Here is a 15,544-nt window from a genome sequence, read left to right on the forward strand (position 1 = left end):
ATGGAGCATGACATGTCATTCAAGCTGGCGATCGTCGGAAGACCGAACGTTGGAAAATCGACCCTCTTCAACCGCCTCGTGGGCAAGCGCCTGGCGCTGGTGGACGACCAGCCGGGCGTCACCCGCGACCTGCGCGAGGGCGAGGCGCGGCTGGGCGATCTGACCTTCACGGTCATCGACACCGCCGGCCTCGAGGAGGCCGACCCCGAAAGCCTGCCCGGGCGCATGCGCGCGCTGACCGAGCGCGCCGTGGACATGGCCGACGCCTGCCTGTTCCTTCTGGACGCGCGCGCCGGCGTGACCCCGCAGGACGAGGTCTTCGCCGACATCCTGCGGCGCAGGAACGGGCGCGTGATCCTGGGCGTCAACAAGGCCGAGGGCGCGCAGGGCGAGGCGGGCGTGCTCGAGGCCTGGCGCCTGGGGCTGGGCGAGCCCATCGGCCTGTCGGCCGAGCATGGCGAGGGCATGGGCGACCTCTACGCCGCTCTCGAGCCGCTGGTGGCCGAGCACGCCGCGCGCGAGCTGGACGCGCCGCGCCCCGACCGCCCGATCCAGCTGGCCGTGGTCGGGCGCCCAAATGCCGGCAAGTCGACGCTGGTCAACGCCATACTGGGCGAGGACCGGCTGCTGACCGGCCCCGAGGCCGGCATCACCCGCGACGCCATTTCGGTGAACGTGTCGTGGGGAGGGACCGATTTTCGCATCTTCGACACCGCGGGCATGCGCAAGAAGGCGCGCGTGGTCTCGAAGCTCGAGAAGCTCAGCGTCTCGGACGGCCTGCGCGCAGTGCGCTTCGCCGAGGTGGTGGTGCTGCTGGTCGACGCCCAGAACCCCTTCGAGACGCAGGATCTGCGCATCGCGGACCTGGCCGAGCGCGAGGGGCGCGCGGTGGTGGTGGCGGTGAACAAGTGGGACCTGGTCGAGGACAAGAACCGGCGCCTGCGCGAGCTGCGCGAGCAGTTCGCCCGCCTTCTGCCCCAGCTCAAGGGCGCGCCGCTGGTGGCGGTCTCGGCCATCCAGGGCAAGGGGCTGGACAAGCTGCGCCAGGCGGTGCTGGACGCGCACGAGGTCTGGAACGCGCGCATCTCGACCTCGCAGCTGAACCAGTGGCTGCGCGAGCAGACCGAGGCCCACCCCCCGCCCGCGCCCGGCGGACGGCGGATCAAGCTGCGCTACATGACGCAGATCAAGAGCCGCCCGCCCAGCTTCCTGGCCTTCTGCCAGCGCGCCGACGAGATGCCCGAAAGCTACACGCGCTTTCTCATCAACGGCTTGCGGCGCGATTTCGGGCTTGAGGGCACGCCCATCCGCCTGACCTACCGCAAGGGCGAGAACCCCTTCGAGGGCAAGGCGCGCGCGCGCGGCAAACCGCGCGGCTGACCGCCGGCCCGCCGGCCGGCCAGAAGGAGGACGCCATGAAGATCGAGACCCTGCGCGAACGCGCCGCCCGCCGGGCGCCGGAGGACTATTTCGTCGGCGAGGTCTGGATGCAGACCGTCGCCGCGCCCGAGGCGCCCTCGCGCCTGTCGGCGCTGACGGTGTCCTTCGCGCCGGGCGCGCGCACGGCCTGGCACACGCACCCGGCGGGGCAGACGCTGCTGATCCTGTCGGGGCGGTGCCGGGTGCAAAGCCGCGGCGGTCCGGTGCGCGAGCTGGGGCCGGGCGACGTGGTGCGCTTCGCCCCGGGCGAAGAGCACTGGCACGGCGCCGCGCCCGATCAGCCGATGACGCATCTGGCGATGCAGGAGGCCGTCGACGGCGTGACCGCGCACTGGCTCGAGCAGGTCTCGCAGGACGACTACCTGAGGCCGCCGCAGGATTGAACCTCGGGGGGCCGGGCCGCAGGGCCGGGATGCCGGCCCCGCGCCGCCTTCGCCCGCGCGCCCGCCTTCAGCCCAGCGCGTCGAGGATCTCGGGCAACAGCCGGGCCGCCGCCGCCGCCGGCGTCGCCAGCGCGGCGCGGTCCTCGCCGGGGCGAAAGCGCGCGCGCACCGCCGTCGCCATGAGCGGCGGCGTCAGAAGCAGCACCTTCGGCCCGAGGCGGCGGCACTCTTCGGCCCAGCACAGCGCCGCCGCGCGCGCCGCCGCCTTCGAGGCGGCGTAGGCGCCGTGGAAGGCCCCGTCATTGCGCGGATCGTCCATCAGCGCGGCCACGCCCGACGGCGCGGCGCGCAAGAGCGGCTCGAGCATGCGCACCAGCTGCGCCTGCGCGCGCGCATTGACCGCCATGGCGCGGTCCCAGTCCTTGACGTTCAGATGAGAGGCGGGGGTGAGCGGCGGCGCATGGACGGCGCAGTTCACCCACAGGTCGAGCTTGCCCCAACGCTGATGGATCGCGGCGCCGAGGCGGGGCAGGGCGTCGTCGTCAGACACGTCGGCCGGAACCAGCGTCGCCTCGCCGCCGCGGGCGCGGATGGCGTCGTCCAGCTCCTCGAGCCCGCCGACGGTGCGCGCCAGCGCGATCACATGCGCGCCGCGCGCGCCCAGCTCCTCGGCCAGGGCGCGTCCAAGCCCGCGGCTTGCGCCCGTGACCAGGGCGATCTTGCCGGCCAGCGGCGCGCTCATCGCGCGTCCTCCAGCGTCAGCGCGCCCTCGGCCAGCGCGTCCGACGGCGGCACCGGGTATTCGCCCGAGAAGCAGGCGTCGCAATAGCGCGGCGCCGAGGGGTCGCGGCCCTTCTCCTCGCCCACGGCGCGGTAAAGCCCGTCGAGCGAGATGAAGCGCAGGCTGTCCACGCCCAGATAGGCGCGCATCTCTTCCTCGGTCATGCGCGCGGCCAGAAGCTTGTCGCGCTCGGGCGTGTCCACGCCGTAGAAGCAGGGCCAGGCGGTGGGCGGCGAGGCGATGCGGAAATGCACCTCGGCCGCGCCGGCGTCCACGATCATCTCGCGGATCTTGCGCGAGGTGGTGCCGCGCACCACCGAATCGTCCACCAGCACCACGCGCTTGCCGCGGATCAGCGCGCGGTTGACGTTGAGCTTGAGCCGCACGCCCATGTTGCGGATCTGCTCGGAGGGCTCGATGAAGGTGCGGCCCATGTACTGGTTGCGGATGATCCCCATGGCGTAGGGAATGCCGCTTTCCTGGCTGTAGCCGATGGCGGCGGGGGTGCCGCTGTCGGGGATGGGGCAGACCAGATCGGCCTCGACCGGCGCCTCGCGCGCCAGCTCGACGCCGATGGCGCGTCGGCTCTCATAGACCGAGCGGCCGCCGATCACGCTGTCGGGGCGCGAGAAATACACATGCTCGAAGATGCAGAAGCGCGGGCGCGCCGGCTCGAAGGGGCGGAAGCTTTCGACGCCCTTCTCCGAGATGATGACCATCTCGCCCGGCTCGATCTCGCGCACGAACTCGGCGCCGCAGATGTCGAAGGCGCAGGTCTCGGAAGCCAGCGCCCAGCCCTCGCCCAGACGCGCCAGCGACAGCGGGCGCACGCCCAGCGGGTCGCGCACGCCGATCATCTTCGAGCGCGTCAGGGCGATGATCGAGAAGGCGCCCTCGACGCGGCGCAGCGCCTCTTTCATGCGCTCGGGGATGTTCTTCTGGAAGCTGCGGGCCATGAGGTGGATGATGACCTCGGTGTCCGACGAGGACTGGAAGATCGAGCCGCGCTCGATCAGCTCCTTCTTGATGGCGCGGGCGTTGGTCAGGTTGCCGTTGTGCGCGACGGCGCAGCCGCCCATGGCCAGGTCCGCGTAAAGCGGCTGCACGTCGCGGATGGCGGTCTGCCCCTTGGCGCCCGAGGTCGAGTAGCGCACATGGCCGATGCCGCTGCGGCCGGGCAGGGCCTCGATCGTCTCGCGCTGGGTGAAGTTGTCGCGCACATAGCCCAGGCGGCGCACCGAGCTGAAGCCGATCTCGGGGTCGTAGGTGACGATGCCCGCCGCCTCCTGTCCGCGATGCTGCAGCGCGTGCAGGCCCAGCGCCACGAAGCTGGCGGCGTCGGCGACGTTGAACGCCCCGAACAGGCCGCATTCCTCGCGCAGCTTGTCCGGGTCGTCGCCGTCGAAGGGGTGACGCGGGAAGCGGGAGGCGATGTCGGCGTCGGTCATGGTCGATGCGCCCTCGGTCGGCGTTGGCGGGCGGCCCGCGGCGCGGGCGCGGGGAAGGTTCGGTGGCCTTATATCGGCCGCCCGCGGCGCTGTCACCCGCCGCGGGCGCAGGCTCAGCGCTCGGCGGGCGCGGCGCGGCCGTTCGGGGTCAGCGCGCCGCCGCCGGCGCCGGGGGCGTCCAGCTCGAAGAAGCCGCCGCACTCGGCCGTCAGCTGGTTGACGGGCCGGCGGATCCAGTCGGGCACGGTGCGCGGGGCGTTGCTTTCGATGATGGCGGCGGCCTCCTTGATGAGGGCGACCGAGCGCGCCTTCTCGATGGCGGGCAGGCGTTCGGAGGGCGGCATGATCTGCGCGTAGATCAGCCAGGCCACGGCCACCAGCGCCACGCCGCGCGCCAGGCCGAACAGGAAGCCCAGCGCCTTGTCCACCGCGCCGAGCGGCGACTCGCGCACCGCCGAGGAAAAGAGCGGCGTGAAGATCGACAGGAAGATCAGCGCGATGGCGAAGACGACCGCGAAGGCCACCAGCTTGGACAGGTTGCAGTTGCGCTGCAGGATGTCGCCGACGGTTGGGGTCTCCTTGAGGATGGGCTCGACCAGCGGCGCGCCGTAAAGGGCCAGGATCGCGGCCAGGATCCAGCCGCCGATGGCCAGCGCCTCGCGCGTGAAGCCGCGGGTGAAGGCCAGCAGCCCCGAGACCAGCGTCACCACAAGAACCGCCCCGTCCGCGATCGTATACTCCATCAGGTCGCCCCCATGCCTTTCAACGCCACGCGCGCGCCGCGCCTCAGCCCTCGGCGAAGACCTGGCCGACGAATTGGGCCAGGTCGTCGAATCGCCGGACCGTCATGCCAGATTTCGCCGCCAGCTTCACCTGCGAAGGCGTCAGCGCGGTGCGAAATCCCAGCTTCTCGGCCTCGCGCAGCCTCAGGTCGGGCTGCGGCGCCGGACGCAGCGCGCCCGACAGGCTGATCTCGCCGAACACCACCGCATCGGCCGGCGCCGCCGCGCCGCGCACCGCGCCCAGCAGCGCCGCCGCCACGGCCAGGTCGGCCGCCGGCTCGCTGACGCGCAGGCCGCCGGCCACGTTCAGATAGACGTCGTGCTGCGCCAGCGAGACCCCGCAGCGCGCCTCGAGCACCGCCAGCAGCATCGCGAGGCGGCTCGAATCCCAGCCCACCACCGCGCGCCGCGCCGAACCGGGCTGCGCCGGCGCGACCAGGGCCTGGAACTCGACCAGCACCGGGCGCGTGCCCTCGAGCCCGGCGAACACCGCCGAGCCGGGCGCGGTCGTCTCGCGGTCCGACAGGAACAGCGCCGAGGGGTTGAGCACCTGCTTGAGCCCCTTTCCGGTCATCTCGAAGACGCCGATCTCGGAGGCAGGGCCGAAGCGGTTCTTGACCGCGCGCAGGATGCGGAACTGATGGCCGCGCTCGCCCTCGAAATAGAGCACCGTGTCGACCATGTGCTCGACCACGCGCGGGCCGGCGATCTGGCCGTCCTTGGTCACATGCCCGACCATGATCACCGACACGCCGCGGCGCTTGGCGAAGCTGGTCAGCTCGTGCGCGGCCGCGCGCACCTGGCTGACCGAGCCGGGGGCGCTGTCGACGTTGTCGGCCCACATGGTCTGGATCGAGTCGACGATGGCCACCGCCGGCCGCTCGGCCTCGAGCGTGGTCAGCACGTCGCGCAGATTGGTCTCGGCCGCCAGCAGCACCGGCGCCTCGGCCAGGCCCAGACGCGCGGCGCGCATGCGCACCTGCGCCGAGGCCTCTTCGCCCGTGACGTAGATCGTCTTGGCCCCGCGCCGCGCGAAGGCGGCGGCGGCCTGCAGCAGAAGGGTGGACTTGCCGATGCCCGGATCGCCCCCGACCAGGATCGCCGAGGCCGGCACCAGCCCGCCGCCCAGCACGCGGTCCAGCTCCTCGACGCCGACGGCGAGGCGCGGCGGGTCGGGCTCGGTCCCGCTCAGCGCCGACAGCTCGAGCACCCGCCCGCGCGCCCCGCCCAGCGAGCGCGAGGCCGGCCCGGCGGCGGAAAGGGCGGTCTCCTCCTCGATCGCGTTCCACGCGCCGCAGGCGTCGCAGCGCCCGGCCCATTTGCGGTGCGCCGCGCCGCATTCGCGGCAGACGAAGGCGGCGGGGGTCCGGGCCTTGGCCATCGCCCTCAGCCCCGCGGGCGCGCGCGCGGCGCGGCGGCGCGCGGGCTCATCTGACCGCCTCGATCGGACCCTCGGCGCGGCCGTGGATGAACTGGTCCACATAGGGATCGCCGCTGTCGTCCAGCCGCGAGACCGGGCCGCGCCAGCGGATCCGCCCCTCGTGCAGCATGGCCACCGTGTCGGCGATGGCGCGCACCGAGGTCATGTCGTGGGTGATGGTGATGGCCGTGGCCCCCATCTCGGTCACGAGCTCGCGGATCAGGTCGTTGATGACGCCGGCCATGATGGGATCGAGGCCGGTGGTGGGCTCGTCGAAGAAGATGATCTGCGGATCGGCGGCGATGGCGCGCGCCAGGCCGACGCGCTTTTGCATGCCGCCCGACAGCTCGGCCGGGTAAAGGTCGGCCACGTCCGGCCCCAGCCCCACGCGGCGCAGCTTGTCGACCGCCAGCGCGCGCGCCTCGGCGCGCGGGCGCCGCGCGGGGCCGCGCAGCAGCCGGAAGGCCACGTTCTCCCACACGCTCAGGCTGTCGAACAGCGCGCCGCCCTGGAACAGCATGCCGAAGCGTTCGAGCATGCGCGCGCGCCGCTCGGGCGTCAGGGGCTGGCCTTCGAGCAGGATCTGCCCCGAATCGTGCGGGATCAGGCCGAGGATGCATTTGAGCGTGACCGACTTGCCCGTGCCCGATCCGCCGATGACGACCAGGCTTTCGCCCCGCGCCACCGCCAGGTCCACGCCGCGCAGCACATGCTTGGCGCCGAAGCTTTTCGAGACGCCGCGCAGCTCGATCATGGGGGTGCCTGCGTCGCTCATGAGGAGAACAGCGCCTCGGTCAGAATGTAGTTCGCCGCGAAGATCAGGATGCAGGCCGAAACAACCGCGTTGGTCGTCGCGCGCCCGACGCCCTGCGCGCCGCGGCCCGAATTGTAGCCGTGATAGCAGCCCATCAGCGCGACGATGAAGCCGAAGGCCGCGGCCTTGATCAGGCCCGAGGTCACGTCCTGAAGCAGCAGGTAGTCGGCGGTGTTGCGCAGATAGGCGCCGGGGTTGAAGCCCAGCCGCTCGACCCCGACCAGATAGCCGCCCATCACCCCGATCACGTCCGAGACCGCCGCCAGCATGGGCATGGCGATGACGGCCGCCAGGATGCGCGGCGCGACCAGGTATTTCATCGGGTCGGTGGACAGGGTGGTGAGCGCGTCGATCTGCTCGGTCACGCGCATGGTGCCCAGCTCGGCCGCGATCGAGGCCGAGACGCGCCCGGCCACCATCAGCGCCCCCAGCACCGGGCCCAGCTCGCGCACCATGCCGATGGCGACGATCGAGGGCACGACCGACTCGGCGTTGAAGCGCGAGCCGCCCAGATAGATCTGCAGCGCCAGCGCGCCGCCGGTGAACAGCGCCGTCAGCCCCACGACAGGCAGGCTGAAATAGCCGATGCGCAGGATCTGGCGGCCCAGCTCGGCCGGATACCAGGGCGGGCGCGCGGCATGGGCGACGGCCGAGACGGCGAAGAGCGCCAGCGCGCCGATGGCGCGGCACAGCTCGAGCGTCGCCGCGCCGATGGCGGCCAGAAAGCCCTGGATCGAGGTCATCACGGTCATGCGCGCGCCGCGTCCTTTCTTGCCTGGGGCGGGGCTCAGCCCGCCGCCTCGTGCGGATCGGCCTCTGTGTAGCGGCGTTCGTAGCGCGCGCCAAGAGAGGTGAGGATCTCGTAGCCGATCGTGCCCGCGGCGGCGGCCAGCTGGTCGACGCTCTGATTGGGGCCGAGGATCTCGACCATGCGGCCGGGGGCGGCGCGCGGATGGTCGGTCAGATCGACGGTGAGCATGTCCATGCTCACCCGGCCGACCAGCGGGGCGGGGCGCCCGTCGAGCCACACCTTCGCCCCGCGCAGCGCGCGCGGCAGGCCGTCGGCGTAGCCCGCCGGCAGCACCCCGATCATGCTGTCGCGCGGCGCGGTCCAGCTAGCGCCGTAGCCCACGGATTCGCCGCGCAGGATGCGCCGGACCTGAAGGATGGGCGCCTCGAGCCGCACCACCGGCTCGGCCTGGCCGAAGGGCAGGCCGCCGTAAAGCCCGATCCCCGGGCGCGTGAGGTCGAAGTGGAACTTTTCGCCCAGCAGGATGCCGCCCGTGGCCGCAAGCGACATGCGCGCCCCCGGCGCCGCCGCCGCCAGCAGCGCCGAGCGCCCCGCGAAGGCGCCGCGCTGGCGCAGGTTCATGCCGTGCTCGGGCTCGTCCGCGCAGGCCAGGTGCGAGAGCAGCAGCGTCGCGCGCGCCTCGCCCATCCCCTCGGCGCGCAGCGCGTCCAGCTCGTGCATGCCGAAGCCCTGGCGGTTGATGCCGGTCTCGATGTGCAGCCCGACCTCGAGCCCCTCGGGCAGATCGGGCAGGGCGGCGCGGAACTCGCGCAGCTGGCGCAGCGAGCACAGCACCGGGAAGAGGCGCGCCTTGGCGAAGAGTTCGCGCTCGGCCGGGGTGAAGCCGTTGAAGATCCAGATGTCGGGCCCCGGCCCCAGGATGCGCCGCAGCGCCGCGCCCTCGCGCGCATTGGCGACGAAAAAGCTGCGCGCCCCCGCCCGCGCCAGCGCCGGCGCCACCCGCGCCATGCCCAGCCCGTAGGCGTCGGCCTTGACCACCGCGCCCGTTTCGGCGCCGGGCGCGCGCGCGGCCAGGGCGCGCCAGTTGCGCGCGATGGCGTCGAGGTCGATCGTCAGCCGCGCCGTCTGCGACCAGGGGGCCTCGGGATCAGAATCCGCCATCGGGCGCCTGCTCGGGTCGGGCCAGGTTGCCGAAGCGGGTGAAGCGGCCCTCGAAGGCCAGCTCGACCGTGCCGATGGGGCCGTGGCGCTGCTTGCCGATGATGACCTCGGCCTTGCCCGCGACGCGCTCCATCACCTCCTGCCACTTCATCATCGCCTCCACGTCGTGCTCCGAGGGCTTCTCGCGCTCCTTGTAGTATTCCTCGCGGAAGACGAACATCACCACGTCCGCGTCCTGCTCGATCGAGCCCGACTCGCGCAGGTCCGACAGCTGCGGGCGCTTGTCCTCGCGCGCCTCGACCTGGCGCGAAAGCTGCGAGAGGGCGATGACCGGGATGTTCAGCTCCTTGGCGATGGCCTTCAGGCCCTGGGTGATCTCGGACACCTCGTTCACGCGGCTGTCCTTGGCGCTGGCCGGACGCACCAGCTGCAGATAGTCGATCACCAGAAGGTCCAGCCCGTGCTGGCGCTTGAGCCGGCGCGCGCGCGCCGCCAGGGTCGAGATGGGCAGCGCCGGCGTGTCGTCGATGTAGAGCGGCATGCGCTCGAGCTCGCGGCTGGCGTCCACGAGGCGCTGGAACTCCTCCTCCTCCATGTCGCCGCGGCGGATCTTCTCGGAGGGCACGCGCGCGGCCTCGGAAAGGATGCGCGTGGCCAGCTGCTCGGCCGACATCTCGAGCGAGAAGAACCCCACCTTGCCGCCGTCGATCGTGCCGAAGGTGCCGTCGGGGCGCTCGCCCTCGCGGAAGGCGCGGGCGACGTTGAAGGCGATGTTGGTGGCCAGCGTCGTCTTGCCCATCGAGGGGCGCCCGGCCAGGATCAGCAGGTCCGACGGGTGCAGACCGCCCAGCTTGCGGTCCAGGTCGATCAGCCCGGTGGGAATGCCCGCCAGCCCCCCGTCGCGCTGATAGGCCTGGTTGGCGACGTGGATCGCCTCGATCGAGGCGGACAGGAAGCTCTTGAACCCGCCCTCGTATTTGCCCTTCTCGGCCAGGGCGTAGAGGGCCTGCTCGGCCTCGACGATCTGCTCGCGCGGCTCGGTCTCGAGGTCCATGCGCGCCGCCTTCCAGCGGATCTCCTCGCCGATGCGGATCAGGTCGCGCCGCACCGCCAGGTCATGGATCGTGCGCGCATAGTCGGGCGCGGCCGAGACCGACACCGCCGCCCCCGCCAGGCGCAGCAGGTATTCGGCGCCGCCGATCTCGCGGATGCCCTCGTCCTGCTCGATGAAGGCCTTGAGCGTGACCGGCGTGGCCAGCATGCCCTTGTTCACGCGGCTGGCGATCAGCTCGTAGATGCGCTGGTGCACCGGGTCGTAGAAATGGTGCGGCTCGATGATCGAGGCGATGCGGTCGAACACCTCGTTGTTGACCAGCAGGGCGCCCAGAACGGCCTGCTCGGCCTCGATGTTGCACGGGGCGGGCAGGCCCTGCGCGGCCGCGGCGGCCGGGGGCGCCGGAACCGCCGCCGGATCGGGGGCCGAATCGTCGTGGGGCCGCGCGCCCGCGTCGCCGGCGCCGGCGGGATCGGGATAGGCGCCGGCCATGGGGTCGGCGGCGGGGGGCGGAATGTCGTCGTGCATGGCGTGCTCCGAGTCGGGCCGCGATCCTACCCTCGCGCGCCGCCAAGGGCGAGGGGGCGCGTCCGCCCTTCAGGCGCATGGCGGCGGCGCGCCGGCGGCGCGGCGGTCGTGCGGCGACGTGGCGCGCGCGGGCGGTTGCAACCGGGCGCGCCGCGGCCCATCTTCTGCCGGACGACGCAGGCGAGGCCTGCGAAGCCGGGCCGCAGACAAGCGCCGCAGACAAGGAGAGAGTCATGAGCCTTCGCATCAACGACATCGCCCCCGATTTCGAGGCGGACACCACCCAGGGCCGCATCCGCTTTCACGAGTGGATCGGCGACAGCTGGGCCATCATGTTCTCGCACCCCAAGGATTTCACCCCGGTCTGCACCACCGAGTTCGGCGCCGTCGCGCGCCTGTCGCAGCAGTGGGCGACGCGCGGCGTGAAGGTGATCGGCCTGTCGGTGGACCCGGTCGAGGAGCACCGCAAATGGGCGGCCGACATCGAATCCTTCTCGGGCGCGAAGGTGGACTTTCCCATCATCGCCGACCCCGACCTGAAGATCGCCAAGGCTTATGACATGCTGCCCGCCGAGGCCTACAAGACCGAGACCCCCGCCGACACCGCCACGGTGCGCGCGGTCTACGTCATCGGGCCGGACAAGAAGATCAAGCTGATGATGATCTATCCCATGTCCGTGGGCCGCAACTTCGACGAGATCCTGCGCGCCGTCGATGCGCTGCAGCTGTCCGAGGGCGTTCCCGTCGCCACCCCCGCCAACTGGCGCCCGGGCGAGGAGGTGATTGCCGCCCTGTCGCTGTCGGACGACGAGGCGCGCCAGAAGTTCGGCGGCTTCGACGCCAAGCTGCCCTATCTGCGGCTGGTCAAGCTGCAGGGCTCGTAAGCCGCCCCATCGTCGCAAGGCGCATGCGAAAAGGCCCCGCCGGAGCGCTCCGGCGGGGCCTTGCCGTTGCAGCGGTCGCGCGGGGCGCCGGGCCGGGCGCCCCGCGGGGCGTCACTTGCGCGCGGCCTCGACCGAGGCCTGCAGGATCGCCTCGGCCTCGGCCCGGTCGCCCCAGCCGATGACCTTCACCCACTTGCCCTCTTCGAGATCCTTGTAGTGCTCGAAGAAGTGCTTGATGCGGTCGCGGGTCTTGAGCGGAATGTCCTCGAGGTCGCGGATGCCCGCCTGGAAGGGATCGACCTTCTCGACCGGGACGGCGATCAGCTTGTCGTCCATGCCGCCGTCGTCCTCCATCTTGAGCACGCCCACCGGGCGGCAGCGGATGACCACGCCGGGCGCCAGGTCGAAGTCGCACAGCACAAGCACGTCGGTCGGGTCGCCGTCGGCGTGCAGCGTGTTGGGCACGAAGCCGTAGTTGCAGGGGTAGAACATGGGCGTGTTGACGATGCGGTCGACGAAGACCGCGCCCGAGTCCTTGTCGATCTCGTATTTCACCGGCGCGCCGCCGCCCGCGCCGCCGGTGATCTCGATCACCACGTTGATGTCCGAGGGGGGGTTCTTGCCGGCGGGGATCTTGTCGATGTTCATGCTCGCTCCTGCTTGTCCGGGCCCGCTGCGGGGCTTGTCGAGGCGGTGATGAGGGCGGGCGCCCCGAGCCGGTCGCGGCGCCGTCCGGGCGGGCCATAGCACGGCTTGCCGCAGCGCAAAAGAGGGCCGCGCCTCAGGGCGCGCGAAAGCGCGGCGGGCGCAGCCCGGCATGGAACCAGGTCAGGAAATCATGCGCCGAATGGGTCGGCAGGCCCGTCGCCTCGGCCACGTCGGCGGCATAGGGGCACATGTTCGCGCATTCCAGGACCAGCGCCCCGACGCGCGGATGCGCCGCGACCAGGGCGCGCGCGGCGCGGATCATCTCGGCCCGCGCGGCCTCGCGGTCCAGCTCGGGCAGGTCCTCGAGCAGCGTGCGCGCGAAGGCCGAGCGCGGATCGAGCCCGCCCACCGGCGCGCCGGGCGGCACGTCGGCGGCGCGCAGATGCGCCGCCGTCAGGCTTCGCGCGCTGACGGTCAATATGCCCGGAACGCGCCCCGGCGGCAGCGTCGCCGCCACGAGCCGCGCCTGCATGAGCGACGAGCTGGCCACCGGAACCTCCAGCGCCGCCGCCAGCGCGTCCTGGAACACCGACAGAAAGCCGCAGGTGGTCGCCACCCCCGCGCAGCCCGCCGCCGTCAGCGCGCGCCCGGCCTCGATCACGGCCTCGAGCAGGGCCGGCGGCGCGCCCCGCGCCCCGCGCAGCACCGCCGCCTCGGGCGTCGCGCCGCGCGCCACGGCCAAGCGCACCGGAAAGGGCCAGCTTGCGCGCGCGCCGACATCGCCGGGAATGCGCGGAAAACGGGTGTCGAGAACGATGATCCCCAGCGCCGGCGCGCCTTCGGCCGCGTCGGGAAGGGGGCCGGCGGCCGGGCCGGGCGGCCGGACGGCCTCGGGAGGCGGGATCGACGGCATGGACGGCCCGATCGTGCAGGGGCGCCCGGGCGGGCGCGTTGACAAGCCGCGCGGGCGGCGAAAACCTGCCCGCAGTCTGCCGGCGGCGCGCGGCGCGCGCAAGGCCGCGCGAAGGAGGGCGAAGACATGCGCGAAGAGGCGAAGGGGGGCGGCGAAGCGCCCTCGGCGCTGGTGATCGGGGCGGGCATCACCGGCGTGGCGGCGGCCGAGCGGCTGCGCCGCGAGGGCTGGCGGGCGACGCTGGTCGATCCGGTCGAGCCCGGCGATCCCGAGCAGGCCTCGTTCGGCAATGGCGGCATCCTGGCGCGCTGCGCGGTCGTGCCCGTCTCGACGCCGGGGCTGGCGCTGCGCGCGCCGCGCATGCTGCTCGACCCGGGCAGCCCGCTCTTCCTGCGCTGGCGCGACCTGCCGCGGCTCATGCCCTGGCTGGTTCCCTTCCTGCGCGCCGGGCGCGAGGCCGAGGCCCGCCGCATCGCCGCCGCGCTGGCCATGCTGACCGAGGACAGCGTGCGCCAGCACCAGGAGCTGGCCGCGGGCACGCCCGCCGCGCCCTTCATCCGCACGGGGGAATACGCCTATCTCTACGCCTCGCGCGCCGCCTTCGAGAAGGACGCCTGGGGCTTCGCCCTGCGCCGCGAGCTGGGCTTCGCCTGGCGCGAGGCCGACGGCGCGGCGCTGCGCGCGGCCGATCCGGCGCTGAACCCGCGCTACGATTTCGCGGCGATCTTCGAGGATCACGGCTGGATCGCGTCGCCCGGCGGCTACGTCGCCGCGCTGGCGCGCCATTTCCTGCGCCAGGGCGGCGCGCATGTGAAGGCGCGCGCGCGCGCCATCGCCCGCGACGGCACGGTGACGCTGGAAGACGGGCGCACGCTGCGCGCCGACCGGGTGATCCTGGCGGCGGGCGTGCGCTCGCGCGAGCTGGCGCGCGGGCTGGGGCTCGAGATCAACATGATCGCCGAGCGCGGCTACCATCTGGAGCTGCGCGGCGCGCGCCCGGCGCCGCCGATCCCCTACATGATCGCCGACGGCAAGTTCGTCGCCACGCCCATGGAGGGCGGCCTGCGCTGCGCGGGCGTGGTCGAGCTGGCCGACGCCGACGCGCCCCCCTCGGCCGCGCCCGTGCGGCTGCTGCGGCGCGGGGCGGCGCGGCTGTATCCGCAGCTGCGCTGGGACGAGGCGCGCAGCTGGATGGGCCGCCGCCCCTCGACCGCCGACAGCCTGCCCGCGCTCGGCCCCGTTCCGGGCGCGCCCCGCGTCATCTGCGCCTTCGGCGGCCAGCATGTGGGGCTGACCATCGGCCCGCGGCTGGGGCGCATGGCGGCCGACCTTGCCGCCGGGCGGGCGCCGAACGCCGATCTGCGCGCGCTGGCGCCCGAGCGCTTCGGCCCCGCGTCTTGACAAGCGCGCCTGCGCCCATGAGCGTTGAGGCGCCCGCCGCGCCGCCAGCGGGCGCGCGGTTCGCGACAAGGGCCGAAAAGGCCGGAACAACGACAGGGAGACGACGATGAAGCGCATTCTTCTCGCCGCCGGAGGCGCGATGCTTCTGGCCTCGGCGGCCGCGGCCGAGACCTGGGACATGCCCATGGCCTATGCCGACGGCAACTATCACACCCAGAACGGCAAGCTCTTCGCCCAGGCGGTGGGGCTGTGCACGGGGGGCGATCTGAAGATCACCGTCCATGGCGGCGGCTCGCTGTTCAAGGGCAACGAGATCAAGCGCGCCGTGCAGACCGGACAGGCGCAGATCGGCGAGCGGCTGCTCTCGGCCCATCAGAACGAGAACCCCCTCTTCGGCGTCGACAGCGTGCCCTTCCTGGCCACCAGCTTCGAGGCGTCGGACAAGCTGTGGAACGTGGCGCTGCCCAGGATCGAGGCCGCGCTCGAGGCGCAGAACCTGGTCTATCTCTACTCGGTCCCGTGGCCGCCGCAGGGGCTTTACGTCAACAAGCCCGTCGAGTCGCTGGCCGACCTCAAGGGCCTGAAGTTCCGCGCCTACAACGCCGCGACGGCGCGGCTGGCCGAGCTGGCCGGCATGGTGCCGGTGCAGATCGAGGCGGCCGAGCTGAGCCAGGCGCTGGCCACGGGCGTGGCCGAGGCGTTCATCTCGTCGGGATCGACGGGCTATGACCGCAAGGTGTGGGAGCATCTGAGCCACTTCTACGACGCCCAGGCCTGGCTGCCGCGCAACACGGTCTTCGTGAACAAGGACGCCTGGGACGGGCTGTCCGAGCACAACCGCAACTGCCTGCGCTCGGCGGCGATGATGGCGCGCGTCGCCGGCACCACCCGCGCGCGCGAGCTGTCGGGCTGGTATCTGCAGCAGCTGGCCGCGAACGGCATGAAGGTGCAGGCGCCCGGCCCGCAGCTGGCCGCGGATCTCGAGAAGATCGGCAAGACCATGGCCGCCGAGTGGGCCGAGGCCGCCGGCGCCGACGGCAAGGCGATCCTCGAGGCCTTCGCCGCGGCCAGGTGACGGCCGCCGCGCCCGCCCTCGGCGGCGGGCGCGCCACCTTGCGGGGCGCGGCGGCGCCGCC

At 72.7% G+C, this 15,544-nt stretch carries 15 protein-coding genes; 5 read left to right on the top strand and 10 right to left on the bottom strand.

The features are described from left to right. The first annotated feature begins 12 nt into the window (after positions 1-12). Together der and BMW67_RS04245 are read left to right on the top strand one after the other, a co-directional pair. Entirely contained in the window at positions 13-1,380 is a 1,368-nt protein-coding gene (der, locus tag BMW67_RS04240; protein ID WP_072745793.1) for a ribosome biogenesis GTPase Der, read from the top strand. A 35-nt stretch (positions 1,381-1,415) separates the two neighbouring features. Further along, positions 1,416-1,823: a (R)-mandelonitrile lyase gene (locus BMW67_RS04245; RefSeq protein WP_072745792.1), complete on the top strand. Its 408-nt coding sequence runs from the start codon at positions 1,416-1,418 to the stop codon at positions 1,821-1,823. Positions 1,824-1,890: 67 nt separating this feature from the next. Here BMW67_RS04245 and BMW67_RS04250 read toward each other — a convergent pair whose 3' ends face one another. The 8 genes from BMW67_RS04250 to BMW67_RS04285 form a co-directional block, all read right to left on the bottom strand. Further along, positions 1,891-2,565 (bottom strand): SDR family NAD(P)-dependent oxidoreductase, encoded by a 675-nt coding sequence (locus tag BMW67_RS04250; protein WP_072745791.1) that lies wholly within the window; start codon positions 2,563-2,565, stop codon positions 1,891-1,893. Beyond that, positions 2,562-4,052 carry an amidophosphoribosyltransferase gene (gene purF, locus BMW67_RS04255; protein WP_072745790.1) on the bottom strand — a complete coding sequence of 497 codons (1,491 nt, stop codon included), beginning with the start codon at positions 4,050-4,052 and terminating at the stop codon, positions 2,562-2,564. The genes BMW67_RS04250 and purF overlap by 4 nt, the downstream gene beginning before the upstream one ends. Positions 4,053-4,165: 113 nt before the next feature. After that, positions 4,166-4,795, bottom strand: coding sequence for a CvpA family protein (locus tag BMW67_RS04260; protein WP_072745789.1), 630 nt, complete (start codon positions 4,793-4,795; stop codon positions 4,166-4,168). Positions 4,796-4,838: 43 nt separating this feature from the next. Continuing rightward, on the bottom strand, positions 4,839-6,215 hold the full coding sequence (gene radA / locus BMW67_RS04265) for a DNA repair protein RadA (RefSeq protein ID WP_072745788.1): 1,377 nt from the start codon (positions 6,213-6,215) through the stop codon (positions 4,839-4,841). A gap of 46 nt (positions 6,216-6,261) precedes the next feature. Continuing rightward, positions 6,262-7,008, bottom strand: coding sequence for an ABC transporter ATP-binding protein (locus BMW67_RS04270; protein WP_072745787.1), 747 nt, complete (start codon positions 7,006-7,008; stop codon positions 6,262-6,264). Between the two features lie 17 nt (positions 7,009-7,025). Further along, a complete protein-coding gene (locus BMW67_RS04275; RefSeq protein WP_072746088.1) occupies positions 7,026-7,811 on the bottom strand; it encodes an MlaE family ABC transporter permease in 786 nt (261 codons plus the stop codon). A gap of 44 nt (positions 7,812-7,855) precedes the next feature. Further along, complete coding sequence (gene alr, locus BMW67_RS04280) at positions 7,856-8,980, bottom strand: alanine racemase (protein ID WP_072745786.1); 1,125 nt, start codon at positions 8,978-8,980, stop codon at positions 7,856-7,858. Further along, positions 8,967-10,562: a replicative DNA helicase gene (locus tag BMW67_RS04285; RefSeq protein WP_245728449.1), complete on the bottom strand. Its 1,596-nt coding sequence runs from the start codon at positions 10,560-10,562 to the stop codon at positions 8,967-8,969. The genes alr and BMW67_RS04285 overlap by 14 nt, the downstream gene beginning before the upstream one ends. 233 nt (positions 10,563-10,795) lie before the next feature. Between BMW67_RS04285 and BMW67_RS04290 the strand changes: the two genes are divergently transcribed. After that, complete coding sequence (locus BMW67_RS04290) at positions 10,796-11,446, top strand: peroxiredoxin (protein WP_072745785.1); 651 nt, start codon at positions 10,796-10,798, stop codon at positions 11,444-11,446. A gap of 111 nt (positions 11,447-11,557) precedes the next feature. On the opposite strand, the gene ppa is transcribed toward BMW67_RS04290, so the two are convergent. Continuing rightward, entirely contained in the window at positions 11,558-12,094 is a 537-nt protein-coding gene (gene ppa / locus BMW67_RS04295) for an inorganic diphosphatase (RefSeq protein WP_072745784.1), read from the bottom strand. A gap of 133 nt (positions 12,095-12,227) precedes the next feature. Further along, positions 12,228-13,007: an aspartate/glutamate racemase family protein gene (locus BMW67_RS04300; protein ID WP_083581064.1), complete on the bottom strand. Its 780-nt coding sequence runs from the start codon at positions 13,005-13,007 to the stop codon at positions 12,228-12,230. Between the two features lie 126 nt (positions 13,008-13,133). Between BMW67_RS04300 and BMW67_RS04305 the strand changes: the two genes are divergently transcribed. Both BMW67_RS04305 and BMW67_RS04310 read left to right on the top strand, forming a co-directional pair. Then, positions 13,134-14,408: an NAD(P)/FAD-dependent oxidoreductase gene (locus tag BMW67_RS04305; RefSeq protein WP_072745783.1), complete on the top strand. Its 1,275-nt coding sequence runs from the start codon at positions 13,134-13,136 to the stop codon at positions 14,406-14,408. A gap of 106 nt (positions 14,409-14,514) precedes the next feature. Beyond that, on the top strand, positions 14,515-15,483 hold the full coding sequence (locus BMW67_RS04310) for a TRAP transporter substrate-binding protein (RefSeq protein WP_072745782.1): 969 nt from the start codon (positions 14,515-14,517) through the stop codon (positions 15,481-15,483). Positions 15,484-15,544: the final 61 nt, after the last annotated feature.

This window comes from Oceanicella actignis (assembly GCF_900111545.1).
Taxonomy (GTDB): domain Bacteria; phylum Pseudomonadota; class Alphaproteobacteria; order Rhodobacterales; family Rhodobacteraceae; genus Oceanicella; species Oceanicella actignis.

Excerpts from the sequence above, each read along its gene's own strand:
- radA (WP_072745788.1), bottom strand. The coding sequence starts at position 6,215 with ATGGCCAAGGCCCGGACCCCCGCCGCCTTCGTCTGCCGCGAATGCGGC.
- BMW67_RS04290 (WP_072745785.1), top strand. The coding sequence starts at position 10,796 with ATGAGCCTTCGCATCAACGACATCGCCCCCGATTTCGAGGCGGACACC.
- alr (WP_072745786.1), bottom strand. The coding sequence starts at position 8,980 with ATGGCGGATTCTGATCCCGAGGCCCCCTGGTCGCAGACGGCGCGGCTG.
- BMW67_RS04300 (WP_083581064.1), bottom strand. The coding sequence starts at position 13,007 with ATGCCGTCGATCCCGCCTCCCGAGGCCGTCCGGCCGCCCGGCCCGGCC.
- BMW67_RS04285 (WP_245728449.1), bottom strand. The coding sequence starts at position 10,562 with ATGCACGACGACATTCCGCCCCCCGCCGCCGACCCCATGGCCGGCGCC.
- BMW67_RS04305 (WP_072745783.1), top strand. The coding sequence starts at position 13,134 with ATGCGCGAAGAGGCGAAGGGGGGCGGCGAAGCGCCCTCGGCGCTGGTG.
- BMW67_RS04245 (WP_072745792.1), top strand. The coding sequence starts at position 1,416 with ATGAAGATCGAGACCCTGCGCGAACGCGCCGCCCGCCGGGCGCCGGAG.
- BMW67_RS04250 (WP_072745791.1), bottom strand. The coding sequence starts at position 2,565 with ATGAGCGCGCCGCTGGCCGGCAAGATCGCCCTGGTCACGGGCGCAAGC.
- BMW67_RS04270 (WP_072745787.1), bottom strand. The coding sequence starts at position 7,008 with ATGATCGAGCTGCGCGGCGTCTCGAAAAGCTTCGGCGCCAAGCATGTG.
- BMW67_RS04310 (WP_072745782.1), top strand. The coding sequence starts at position 14,515 with ATGAAGCGCATTCTTCTCGCCGCCGGAGGCGCGATGCTTCTGGCCTCG.
- der (WP_072745793.1), top strand. The coding sequence starts at position 13 with ATGTCATTCAAGCTGGCGATCGTCGGAAGACCGAACGTTGGAAAATCG.
- BMW67_RS04275 (WP_072746088.1), bottom strand. The coding sequence starts at position 7,811 with ATGACCTCGATCCAGGGCTTTCTGGCCGCCATCGGCGCGGCGACGCTC.
- BMW67_RS04260 (WP_072745789.1), bottom strand. The coding sequence starts at position 4,795 with ATGGAGTATACGATCGCGGACGGGGCGGTTCTTGTGGTGACGCTGGTC.
- purF (WP_072745790.1), bottom strand. The coding sequence starts at position 4,052 with ATGACCGACGCCGACATCGCCTCCCGCTTCCCGCGTCACCCCTTCGAC.
- ppa (WP_072745784.1), bottom strand. The coding sequence starts at position 12,094 with ATGAACATCGACAAGATCCCCGCCGGCAAGAACCCCCCCTCGGACATC.